Raw genomic sequence first — 12144 nt, 5'->3', positions numbered from 1 at the left:
AAATACTAGAGATTGTGCGCCTTTGCAACTGCGGCGTACATAATCTTTCCCTCGTGCGCATTAAGCCCCTTAGCAAGGTGTTCATCATCGGCGAGCGCCTTTTCCCACCCCTTATTAGCCAGGGCTAAACCATATTTAATTGTGGCATTAGCGAGCGCGTATGTTGAGGTAGCAGGAACTGCCCCTGGCATATTTGCCACACAATAAAAGATTGAGTTATGAACCTTAAATGTTGGCTCTTGATGAGTAGTTGCCTTTGAATCAGTGAAGCAGCCACCTTGATCAATTGCCACATCAACTAATACTGATCCTGGCTTCATTTTTTTCACAAGATCATTACTTACAAGCTTTGGAGCTTTAGCGCCATGAACTAATACCGCACCTATTACTAAATCAGCCTGGGTTACCTCTTTTTCAATTTCATACGCACTAGAGGCTAATGTTTTAACATTTCCGGCAAATATTTGATCAATCTGGGCCAGACGTTTTAAATCTAAATCCATTACCGTCACATCAGCTCTCATGCCATGGGCAATAGTTGCAGCAGCAACGCCTACTACTCCTGCGCCAATTACAACTACCTTGCCAGGTCTTACCCCAGGAACTCCGCCAAGTAATACACCCCGGCCTCCCTTACTTGCCTCAAGTGCTGCTGCTCCTACTTGAATACTCATTCGACCAGCCACCTCACTCATTGGCGCTAGTAGCGGTAATTGCCCATCAACTTCAACTGTTTCATATGCAATAGCTGTTATGCCAGAGTCAATAATCGCCTGCGTGCATAATTTGTTTGCGGCAAGATGCAGATATGTAAAAAGAATTTGTCCTTTGCGCATTCTTTTATACTCAATTTCAATTGGTTCTTTTACTTTTTGAATTAAATCAGCTTTTTGCCAGATCTCATCGGCAGAGTCAATAATGCTTGCGCCAGCTGCAATGTAATCAGCATCTGAAATAGCAGAGCCTGTGCCAGCATTTTTTTCAACTAAAACTGTGTGTCCGGCTACTACATATGCGTGTACACCAGATGGAGTGGCTGCGACTCTAAACTCATTATTCTTGAGCTCTTTAGGAATACCAATAATCATTAAGCACCGCTCTACTAAGCAACGCTGCTTAGTAATTAAATACTACTGCCAAAAAGTGAACTACAAATCTTTGGATGAAGCTCGGCGCGCATCATTGCAAAACTATCAGCTGGCCAGGCGGCTGTGAAAACTCTGCGAAGTAGAAGTGCTAGCGGGTAATTTGGGCAATCAGCTAGCGCACTTAAGATGCCGTTATGGGCCAAATCAGACTCCCCTGATTCATAAGCACAAGCAGCAAAGATGCAGGCAACGGGTGCGATATAACCTTTTGGCGAAAGATTCATTATAAATTTTGATTCCGTTGGGAGTTAATTCACCTGGCTGTGAATTAAGTAGTTGTGTGTAAAACTACTCTCATGGCGCACCGTGATGGCGATGGATGGATTGAGTGTAATTGTGGTGGCAAACATTGGGGTTTAAATGGCGCAGCCGGATTACTGTTAGTAAGAGATGGCGCAATTCTTATGCAACATCGTGCGCCTTGGGTTCACAATGGCGACACTTGGGGTATTCCAGGTGGTGCTCGTGACTCACATGAGAGCGTAATTGAGGCAGCAATTAGAGAAGCTCATGAAGAGATTGGAATTAGCGCAGATCAGTTAACAGCGGGTGAGATATTTATGGATGACCATGGAATCTGGAGTTATCACACTGTAATTGCTAAAGCACACCCTGAATTAGTAGCTCATGAAGCAAATGATGAATCTAAAGAGGTGGCCTGGATAGCCTTTGATGAGGTTATAAATAAATATCTTCACCCAAGCTTTGCAAATACTTGGCCCACGCTCCTTGCTAAATTAAAAGCGCTTTAATCTTTTCTCTCTAAATACTGCGCATCTAATCTGCGCAGTGCATCTTTTATAACTTCACCATCATTGGTGCGCCAAAATGGCGGCATTGAGTTTAAAAGTATTGAGCCATATCTTTTATTAACAATTCGAGAATCTAAGATTGCCACAACGCCTCGATCATCTAATGATCTAATTAATCGCCCAGTTCCTTGGGCAAGTAGTAAGGCAGCTCTAGGCAGTGATATCTGCATAAAGCCTGAGCCACCTGCAGCGTCAGCTTCTGCTGCTCTGGCAGATAAAACTGGTTCATCAGGTCTTGGAAATGGAATGCGATCTATTACAACTAATGTGCAGGCCCCTCCTGGCACATCAATGCCCTGCCATAGCGAAATTGTGCCAAGTAAAATTGATCGTTCATCTTTTGCAAACTTATCAACTAGTGGCCCAACTGAATCACCTCGGCGTTGAGTAATTATTGGAATTTTAAGCTCTGCTAAAACATCTCTTAAATGTTCATCAGCCATCTCAACACCACGCCAAGATGAGAATAAAGCTAGTGTGCGCCCACCTGCTGCCTGAATTAACTCACCTAATTCAGTAAGAACTTCCTTTGATGGTCCATCTCTGCCTGGCTCTGGCAAATCCTTTGGCAAATAAAGCATTCCTTGATTAGTGAAATCAAATGGAGAACCAACATCTAGGATCTGCAGATTTGCTGGATCCATCAAGCTTTTTTCATCATCCTCACTTTCTTCATCATTTTCCTCATCATTTTTACCTGCAATTACAAAGCCAATATTTTTAGCAATCGCATCAAATGATTTACCAACGGTTAAAGTCGCACTAGTTGCAATAACTGGAGTTTGAGTCAGCAAATTACCGCGCAACACATCAGAGACTGCCAAAGGTGCTAGGTATAAAGTTGAATAAGTTGGCTCAAACCAGAGCACATGTGTGTGGCCAGGTTTTAATAACTTAGTACAGGTTTGGCTAATCTCATTTAGCGCTCCTTTTACTCTTGCCCGTTCAGCCATTGTGTTTGGATCAATAATTTCAGCATCGGCTGAAATCATCGCTGTTACAGCAGAGACCGCTTCTTTTACTGCCCTAAGTGGTGCTTCAAGTGAGGATGGTAATTTATCTAACCTGCCAGCTTTTTGCGGATCTGTTTTTAAATCATTTGCGTAATCATTAATGGCCGCGGCAAATTTTTCAGCCGCCTTATTTAAAGCATCACTGCCTTTACCTGGCATATGTTTTCTTGCCATATTAGCAGCGCGTGAAACTCTGGCAGCAGTTAACTCCTCGGTAACAGCTTGAGTTGTGCGATCCATAAACTCATGTGCCTCATCTAAAATAATTGCATCCCGCTCTGGCAAAATTGGATGAGAGTCAACAATTTCAATTGCTAGCAATGTATGGTTTGTAACAACAATATCTGCTGTTTGCGCTTTAGCTTTTGCAAGGGCAGCAAAACATCTAGAACCTGATGGGCAATCATCAGCTCCTATGCACTCCCGCCCTGATACTGAATTAGCCGCCCACACCCGCCTATCAACCTCAGGGGCATCATCTCTATCTCCACTTGCACCAGGTGACTGCGCCCACGCTCTTAATCTTTTTGCATCCGCCTCAAGGGATGAGATCTCTAAAATCATTTCACCCTCAGGATCATTTGCTGCGTTATTCATTTTCTGCAAGCAAATGTAATTACCAACGCCTTTATAGATAGCGAATGAAATATCTCGCTTTAATTCTTTATCGAGCGCTGCTTTTATCTTTGGTAAATCTCGCTCAATTAATTGCCGCTGCAAAGCTAAGGTGGCGGTTGCTACTAATACTTTTTTGCCATGTACTAATGCTGGTACTAAGTAAGCGAGTGATTTACCAGTGCCAGTTCCAGCTTGAACTAAAAGGTGATGGCGATCAGATAACGCGTTAGCAACCGCCTCTGCCATCTCAATTTGGCCCGCTCTGGGCTCCCCACCAATTGCAGTAACTGCAACATCAAGGGCTGATCTAACCTTTTTTGAATACTCACTCACTAGCGCAGGTTATTGGAAAAAAGTAAGGGCCCGCAGTTTTAACTGCGAGCCCTGATACTTTAATTTATTAAGAACAGCCTGAGGTGTTTCCGCAACCCTCACAGACGAAACATGAGCCAGCCATTCTCATCTTCACACCACATGTCATACAAAGTGGTGCATCTGATTTAACTCCAGCCATCTTTTCAAAGAGCTCCATTGATGAACCAACTGGTGAGTTATCCAAAGGCGCCTTTTCAATCTTTACTGATTGAGAATTTTTTACACTCTCACCAATTGATTCCTTCTCATCCGGTGTGTAATCACCAGTTTCAAGGGCGCGAGCGCGCTCAGCTGCTGAGTAAATTCCAAGAGCAGAACGTGCATCAAATGGTAAATAATCCAGTGCTAATCTGCGGAAGATGTAATCCATTACTGATTGCGCCATTCTGATATCAGCATCATCAGTCATACCTGCTGGCTCAAATCTTTGGTTAGCAAATTTTTCTACATATGTTTCAAGTGGAACGCCATATTGCAATCCAACTGATACTGCAATTGAAAACGCATCCATCACACCAGCAAGAGTTGAACCTTGCTTACCAAGTTTTAGGAAAACTTCAGCTAGTGCGCCATCAGCGTAAGCACCAGCGGTCATATAACCCTCTGCCCCTGCTACTGAGAATGAAGTAGTTTGCGCCGGCCTTGATTTTGGAAGACGACGTCGAACTGCAGTTGGTTGTGTATCAACTACTATTTCAGCTTTTTTACCCTTTGAATCAGATAGTGGTTGACCAACCTTGCAATTATCACGATATACAGCAAGTGCCTTAATACCTAACTTCCAACCTTGGTAGTAAACCTCTTCAATTTCTTCAACGCTAGCATCCGCTGGCAAGTTAACTGTCTTAGATATCGCACCTGATAAAAATGGCTGACAAGCCGCCATCATATGAACATGGCCCATCGCGCTAATTGATCTAACTCCCATTGCGCAATCAAATACGGTGTAGTGCTCAGGCTTTAATCCTGGAGCATCAATAATATTTCCATGCTCTGAGATGTATTCAATGATTGCTTCAATTGTTTCATCTGTATAACCAAGTTTTTTAAGTGCAAGTGGCACAGTCTGATTAACGATCTGCATCGAACCGCCGCCGACCATCTTCTTAAACTTAACAAGTGCTAGATCTGGCTCAATACCGGTGGTATCACAATCCATCATTAAGCCAATAGTTCCAGTTGGTGCTAGAACGGATGCTTGCGCGTTTCGCCAACCGTTTTTCTCACCTAACGCGTTACCACTCGCCCATTGCTTAATTGCCTCTGCCCAAACATCTTTATCTAAAGTTGAAACAGATTTAGCAGACTCAGTTGCATTCTGGTGCTTGCGCATTACTTTTGTATGAGCCGCTGCATTTCGAGCATATCCGTTATACGCACCAACAATGCCGGCAAGTTCTGCGCTCCTTCGATATGAAACACCAGTTAATACTGAGGTAATCGCTCCAGCTAACGCGCGCCCGCCCTCTGAGTCATATGCCAAACCTGATGCCATAAGAAGGGCTCCAAGGTTTGCATAACCAATTCCTAATTGACGAAAATCTCTTGTGGTTTGACCAATTGCCTCGGTTGGAAAATCTGCAAAGCAAATTGATATATCCATTGAGGTAATAACTAACTCAGTTACCTTCACAAAGTTTTTAACATCAAATGAACCATCAGCTTTTAGAAACTTCATTAAGTTTAAAGATGCCAAGTTACATGATGAGTTATCTAATGACATGTACTCAGAACATGGATTAGATGCATTAATGCGGCCAGTCTCTGGGTTGGTGTGCCACTCATTAATCGTGTCATCGTATTGAATTCCAGGATCAGCACATGCCCAAGCTGCCTCTGCCATCTTACGGAATAATTTTTTAGCATCCACTGATTCAATAACCTCACCAGTTGAGCGAGCTGTTAAACCAAAAGATTCACCAGCTTCATATGCACGCATGAAAGCGTCCGATACCCGAACTGAGTTATTCGCATTTTGATACTGCACAGAAATAATGTCTTTTCCGCCAAGATCCATATCAAAGCCGGCGTCCCGCAGTGCCCTGATCTTCTCTTCTTCTCTTATCTTTGTCTCAATGAATTCTTCAATATCTGGATGATCAACATCTAGTACAACCATCTTGGCAGCGCGTCTTGTTGCGCCCCCTGATTTAATTGTGCCGGCGGAAGAATCAGCACCTCGCATAAATGAAACTGGGCCTGAGGCTGTGCCACCTGATTTTAAAAGCTCTTTAGATGAGCGAATTCTTGAAAGATTAAGACCAGCTCCTGATCCACCTTTGAAAATAAAGCCCTCTTCTTTATACCAATTAAGAATTGATTCCATCGTGTCATCAACTGAAAGAATAAAACAAGCAGAGACTTGTTGTGGGGCAGCTGTGCCAACATTAAACCAAACTGGTGAGTTATAAGAAAATATTTGATTCATTAACATATAAGTTAATTCATGTTCAAAAACTAGCGCATCTTCATCGCTGGCAAAATAACCATTATCTTTACCAGCTTTTGTATAAGTTAAAACTACGCGATCAATAACCTGCTTAAGTGAGTACTCTCTGTTTTCAGCGCCAAGGGCTCCTCTGAAGTATTTTGTGGTAACAATAGTTGAGGCATTTACTGACCAGAAATCAGGGTATTCAACACTTTTTTGTTCAAAGATAACCTCACCGGATTTCCAGTTGGTCTGAACTACATCACGTCTTTCCCACTTAACACTGTCATAAGGGTGAACACCAGCGGTTGTGTAGATACGTTCTATGGTTAGACCTTTTTTGGTATCAGTCTTTGCCACTGCGCCCTTATTTACGACTGACATTCTGTTGCCCCTTAACTCTAGTTGTTACTAAATTCCTAAATTTAAATCTTTACTGCCTAGCTTTTCTTACTTACTTTTCTTATCTTCTTATCTACTTAAGGGGCTACTTAATTAATGCTTGATTTCGAGAATCTTTTGGTACTTTAAAATTTCTAGAAGGCTCAGCGCGCAATAGTGCGATCTCAGCTTCAAAATCCTCTAAGGAGGCGAAGTTACGGTATACCGAGGCATAACGTAGGTAGGCGACCTCATCGAGTTCACGTAGTGGTGCAAGCAGGGCCAGGCCAATCTCTTGGGCCTCAATTTCTGCAGCGCCATCTAAGCGAAGGGTCTCTTCTACTCGTTGCGCAAGTAGAGCTAAATCATCATCACTTACTGGTCTGCCTTGGCAAGCCTTACGAACGCCGCTGATTACCTTCTCGCGAGAGAAAGGCTCAGTTGCACCTGATCGTTTAATAACTAAAAGGATGGAGCTCTCTGCGGTGTTAAAACGCCTTCCGCAGCTGGTGCACTCGCGCCGGCGGCGGATCTGATTTCCCTCATCCGTTGGACGTGAATCAATCACTCTTGAATCATCAAAGCGACAGAATGGGCAGATCACGAGGGGCTTCTCCTTTTTAGCTAAGTGGGGGAAGTGCACATTAGCGGAAAACTACTACTTATGGAAGCCATAAGCGTAATCACCCCTATATGTTGGGTGAACCATAGACCCGCCCTTTAGAGTTTAAAAGCACCTGAATCGGCGTGTTTGGTGAAATCTTTACTTTGCCCACGCCAAATAGAGAAGTTCTTCGCTAGCTGATCAATCTTTCTAGAAGGTAGGAACTAGCAGCCTTGTCCCCGCTGGCACATCAGCGCTCTTTAGCTTATTAACCTCAACGATATCGGCGACTACAGATTGGATCTGGGAGTTACCAGCCACCATTGCAGCGATTGACCAAAGGCTCTCACCTGGTGTTACCACGACCTGCACATACTTACTTTCACTATTTGAAATAGCTGAATTACTTTTATCACTAGCTGATGAAATGGTGCTAAAACCAGCGCCAATCAATACTAATAGCGATATTGATAAACCTGTTCTTGCCAATCGCTTGGCCTGTCTTGCTTTCATTTTCTTCTCCTGATAACCGGGTTCGAGGGGATTCGAACACCTGTTCTATAGAGAATTAAACACTACGCCACTGACATTGTCTAGTTAAAACCGAACAAATGTTTGATTTTTTTCTCCTCCCCTGCTACCCTTTAGGTATGGCTAAAACCCCGAGTAAAAAGCAGATTTCAGAGCTTCCTGATGGCCCAGCCGATGACAATGGCCTGACCCCAAGGCAGTTAAAGATTTTATCCGTCATCAAAACCGCAGTTGAGAACCAGGGCTATCCACCCTCTATGCGCGAGATAGGCGAGAAGGCCGGCCTATCCTCCACCGCATCAGTCACCTATCAACTGCAGATTCTTGAAGAAAAGAGCTGGATCCGAAGGGATGCCTCCAGAGGACGGGCCATTGAGATAACCCTGCCTGGTCAAGATGGTCAGGCTGCCCCGCAAGGTAAGACTCGCTTAATTCCTTTGGTCGGAAAGATTGCCGCCGGTAATCCAATCCTGGCTGAGCAAGAGGTTGAAGAAGTATTACCACTTCCAGAATCACTTGTTGGCAAAGGTGACTTGTTTATGTTGCAGGTAAAAGGTGATTCCATGATTGATCTTGCAATCTGTGATGGTGATTATGTTGTTATTAGAAGCCAGAAGGATGCGCAAAAAGGTGAGATCGTGGCAGCGATGATTGATGGCGAAGCAACTGTTAAAACCTGGTCTAAAAAAGATGGCCACTATTGGCTACTGCCAGCAAATAATGATTATGCGCCAATTCCAGCTGATGATGCTCAGATCCTAGGTAAGGTAACTGCGGTACTTCGCTCTGTTTAATTTAAGTTTAAATAAAAAATCCGGCTGATTAATTTATCAGCCGGATTTTTTATTACTTTATTTTATTATTTAATTGCCTTCTGCCAAGGAACAGCTCTGCCAACAACTGTTGCATTTAACTCTTCCAGGCGAGCGATTGCAGTTGAGTTTAAGAACTTCTCTTGATCAGCCTTATTCATTCCGATTGCCTCTTTCCAGATTGATCGGCCTGCGATGAAACCAGAGGCGCCCCCTGCATCACATGAAATGGTGATCACTTTTTTAAATTGATCAAATGCCACACCGGCAGAAAGTACTGCCCATGGCACAGTTAATGAATCAGCAAGGCGTTTGCAGCCACGCTCACTCATAGGAAACTCAAGCTTTAGTAGATCAGGCTTTGTCTCATTAAGTAAAATCGCAGATTCAACAATTAAGTTTTCCTTCTGCTCATCAGTTAATGGCTCTGCATTAGGAAGTGCGTATATTAGGTTTTCAATTACAGATGGAATGCCTTGGGCTTTGCAATCTGCAACGATGGCTCTAACTAATTCAACTGTTTCACTAGTTAAATCAGGCTCTCCCGCCTTCATTGGCCGTCCTGGGTGCATACTTACCAGCACCTTAACCGCCTGACCACCTTGTGATTTAACCCAAGCAGCATCTTGGCCAATCATTTTTGTTGGACGTGGCTCGCCATTAAAGTTACCGCGATCTGGGTTTTCGGCTGCAACTAATAAGCCGCAAGTAGTAGGCAAAACATCATTCTCATTTACCGCAGGTACTCCCCAAGTTGGATCTAGCAAAATGCCAGATGCTGCCTTAGAAAGAGCGGATGCAACTGCGATTTTAGCTGTGAACATGTCTTCATCAGTTGCGGTAACACCAACTGCTGTGAACATTTTCTTTAATGTGTTGCGTTGATCCATTGCAACAATTGAGAAAATCCCCTCACTGTTGGAAATACTTGATAAGCCATTTAGTGCTCTTGTTACTACCTTTGTCATATTCTTCCGTTTCTCTTAGCTATATCCGGTATTCCGAATTTAGTTTTGCAACCAACTTACCTACATGATCTACCAATGAACTATCTCCACCCTGAGCAGTCCAAGAAGCAATAAATGCAGCGCCAAAGGCACCTGGCTCATCAATTGATGAAAAGGTGAGATTTGCTATGACACTAGATTTAATTTCGCGAACACTTCGCAATTTTAGCCATCCACCAGAGCCAAGAGCGGTTTTATGCTCACCGACAACTGCTGAAATTCCATTTAGCATTTTTTTATTCTCACTGCTCATGTAATCAAGGGCGGCTGACCATAGATCATTTGGGCCAGCATCCCCAGTTAGAACGATTTTTATATCATTTGATATCGATTTACCTTGAGACATATCAATTACATCTTTAAATTTATGCGCGGGGCTCCAAGCATTATCAATTTCAAGTAACTTCTGCCCATCTCTTGCTCCTAATAAATCCAGCGCTCTTCGCAAAACTAGGCCACCGCGGGAACCACCAATTAGTGATGTGGCATCTTGCAGAGCATGCCTTCCTGCTGAAACACCTAACTCAGTTAGCGCAAATCTTTGTTCATCACTTAATGTGCCCGGCACGCTTCGATAAATCACATCAGCAGTTCCAGCTGAATTAAATATCTGATCAACTCCAGTAGCACCAGAACCTATTGCCCCAACTGAATGATCATGGCCAGTAACAGTTACCTGAGCCCCCTGTAATTGATCTGGAACTGATTTAGTATTTAATGGCCCCCAACTTTGTCCACAAAATCTCTGCTCTGGAATAAATGATTCATCAACTGATAAAAGATCCTTAGCCCGCTGCCAAAACTTTAAATTAGATTGGTCAAGGAGTGCGGTGCGGGAGGCAAGGGATGGCTCAGTAGCTTTAGTCCCAGTAAAGAGGAATGCCACATACTCTAATAAATTAAGCCAGACGATTCCTTTTTGCTTAAAATCAAAGCCTTCACTCTTCATTGAAAGAAGTGATGAAAGAGATGACTCTGGTTTAAATACCAAGCCAGTCTTTGCCTGATACTCTTTTCTAAACTCCTCCCCAAGGCTATTCATCTCAGCCTCACCCCTACTATCAAACCAAGCAACTGGTTGACTTAAAATTTTATTATCTTTATCTAGTATTACTCCACTCTCAGCCATGCCAGTAATACCAATACCAGCAACTTTAAACTGGCCAAGAATCCCAGCGGTGCTTGTAACTAATTCATTAATACAATCAACAACTTTTTTATAGAGTAGATCTGCATCTGCCTCGATTCGCCCATTTGGCAACACAATCCAATCTGTTGCACGCCTGGCGGATGCAATGAACTCACCACTTTCTTTTACTGCGATCACCTTGGTATTAGTAGTACCAAGATCTACGCCAAAATAGACGCTCTGGCTCATGATTTACCTGCCAATATTAAAAGCGCCCGCTCTTTATCAACCCCACCTGCAAGATAGCTCTCACATGAGGCAGCAGCGGTTGCCATGGCAAATTTTGCGCACTCTTTCCAATCTATATTTGCGCTGTTTTGATTAAGATAATTAGCAAGGCCTGCAACAAATGAATCACCAGCCCCAACTGCGCTCTTATAAAGATTGGGATTTAGCTTAAAGGCTGGCAAGAACCACTTTTCACTTCCATTATTAAAGGCGCAGCCATGCTCACCAACTGTTATAAATACCTGCTTTGCAACTACGCCTTGTAATTTCTGGGCAACAATCATCGCACGTTCTTCGATATTTTCATTATTTACTACAAATAAAGAACCATCATCTCCTGAGATTAAAGCCTCTGCCTCTTCAAGATTTGGGGTAATAAAATCTAATATTTCAGATTTCCTAGATTTAAGTGAGGCTGGTGCGGTGTCAACTAATAATTGTGCCCCCACTGCATGTATTTTCTTTGAAAGCTTTTCAATTGCATCCTGTGGTGATGCACTTGGCATACTTCCCATCAAAAGTACTAGCTCATCTTTACTGGTGTTTTTAATAACTAGGTCACAGTATTTATCCCAATCACTTGCGGTGATATCAGGGCCGGCCCCATTTACAACGGTGATCTCTGTGCCCTCATTTTGATTAATAATTATTGCTTTTCTAACCTCACCTGGGATATCTAGATAGGAAACCTTTATCTTCTCAGCTTCTAATCGCTGCTTATATAGATCTGCCTGAACAGTTGGCAGCATCAAAATTAAATGTCCGGGGGCACCTAGTGAGGCGCTAGCTCTTGCAACGTTAATTCCTTTACCACCTGCTGTTGTTTCATTTTTGCTAGCCCGGTGAACTGAGCCTAGTGAGAGCCTATTTACCCAAAGAGTTACATCAAGACAAGGATTAGGAGTGAGGATTAACATGAATATGTCATCGCTCTCATTGCACTAATTCTATTTATCAAAATCATCTGCGTCAATATTATGAAATAAATGCGAGTA

At 43.1% G+C, this 12144-nt stretch carries 11 protein-coding genes; 2 read left to right on the top strand and 9 right to left on the bottom strand.

Going from position 1 to position 12144, the window contains the following annotated elements; genetic code table 11:
• Positions 1-5: 5 nt before the first annotated feature.
• Positions 6-1088 (bottom strand): alanine dehydrogenase, encoded by a 1083-nt coding sequence (gene ald / locus B1sIIB91_RS02180; protein ID WP_095688001.1) that lies wholly within the window; start codon positions 1086-1088, stop codon positions 6-8.
• 35 nt (positions 1089-1123) lie between these two features.
• Positions 1124-1372, bottom strand: a complete 249-nt coding sequence (locus B1sIIB91_RS02175) for a DUF4192 family protein (RefSeq protein WP_223298614.1) — start codon at positions 1370-1372, stop codon at positions 1124-1126.
• 72 nt (positions 1373-1444) lie between these two features.
• On the opposite strand from B1sIIB91_RS02175, the gene B1sIIB91_RS02170 reads away from it, so the two are divergent.
• The gene (locus tag B1sIIB91_RS02170) at positions 1445-1900 is read left to right on the top strand and encodes an NUDIX hydrolase (protein ID WP_095688000.1); all 456 of its coding nucleotides are present in this window, start codon (positions 1445-1447) and stop codon (positions 1898-1900) included.
• On the opposite strand, the gene B1sIIB91_RS02165 is transcribed toward B1sIIB91_RS02170, so the two are convergent.
• The 4 genes from B1sIIB91_RS02165 to B1sIIB91_RS02150 form a co-directional block, all read right to left on the bottom strand.
• On the bottom strand, positions 1897-3924 hold the full coding sequence (locus B1sIIB91_RS02165) for an ATP-dependent DNA helicase (protein WP_095687999.1): 2028 nt from the start codon (positions 3922-3924) through the stop codon (positions 1897-1899). The two genes, B1sIIB91_RS02170 and B1sIIB91_RS02165, sit on opposite strands and share 4 nt — an antisense overlap.
• Positions 3925-3991: 67 nt before the next feature.
• Positions 3992-6781 carry a vitamin B12-dependent ribonucleotide reductase gene (locus tag B1sIIB91_RS02160; RefSeq protein ID WP_095687998.1) on the bottom strand — a complete coding sequence of 930 codons (2790 nt, stop codon included), beginning with the start codon at positions 6779-6781 and terminating at the stop codon, positions 3992-3994.
• Positions 6782-6884: 103 nt separating this feature from the next.
• Positions 6885-7382 carry a transcriptional regulator NrdR gene (nrdR, locus tag B1sIIB91_RS02155; protein WP_095687997.1) on the bottom strand — a complete coding sequence of 166 codons (498 nt, stop codon included), beginning with the start codon at positions 7380-7382 and terminating at the stop codon, positions 6885-6887.
• Between the two features lie 210 nt (positions 7383-7592).
• Positions 7593-7895 carry a LysM peptidoglycan-binding domain-containing protein gene (locus B1sIIB91_RS02150; protein WP_095687996.1) on the bottom strand — a complete coding sequence of 101 codons (303 nt, stop codon included), beginning with the start codon at positions 7893-7895 and terminating at the stop codon, positions 7593-7595.
• Positions 7896-8032: 137 nt separating this feature from the next.
• Between B1sIIB91_RS02150 and lexA the strand changes: the two genes are divergently transcribed.
• Positions 8033-8707: a transcriptional repressor LexA gene (gene lexA, locus B1sIIB91_RS02145; RefSeq protein WP_095687995.1), complete on the top strand. Its 675-nt coding sequence runs from the start codon at positions 8033-8035 to the stop codon at positions 8705-8707.
• Positions 8708-8772: 65 nt separating this feature from the next.
• Here the strand turns inward: lexA and B1sIIB91_RS02140 are convergent, their stop codons facing one another.
• From B1sIIB91_RS02140 to B1sIIB91_RS02130, 3 genes are read right to left on the bottom strand one after another with little or no spacing between them, the layout of a single operon-like run.
• On the bottom strand, positions 8773-9693 hold the full coding sequence (locus tag B1sIIB91_RS02140) for a DUF2090 domain-containing protein (protein WP_095687994.1): 921 nt from the start codon (positions 9691-9693) through the stop codon (positions 8773-8775).
• Between the two features lie 19 nt (positions 9694-9712).
• A complete protein-coding gene (locus tag B1sIIB91_RS02135; RefSeq protein ID WP_095687993.1) occupies positions 9713-11110 on the bottom strand; it encodes an FGGY-family carbohydrate kinase in 1398 nt (465 codons plus the stop codon).
• Complete coding sequence (locus B1sIIB91_RS02130; protein ID WP_095687992.1) at positions 11107-12066, bottom strand: 1-phosphofructokinase family hexose kinase; 960 nt, start codon at positions 12064-12066, stop codon at positions 11107-11109. Before B1sIIB91_RS02130 ends, B1sIIB91_RS02135 begins: the two co-directional genes overlap by 4 nt.
• Positions 12067-12144: the final 78 nt, after the last annotated feature.

The organism is Candidatus Nanopelagicus abundans (assembly GCF_002288305.1).
Classification (GTDB): Bacteria; Actinomycetota; Actinomycetes; order Nanopelagicales; family Nanopelagicaceae; genus Nanopelagicus; species Nanopelagicus abundans.
The sequence above is the reverse complement of the archived record's forward strand: the minus strand, read 5'-3'. Positions and strand labels throughout refer to the sequence as shown.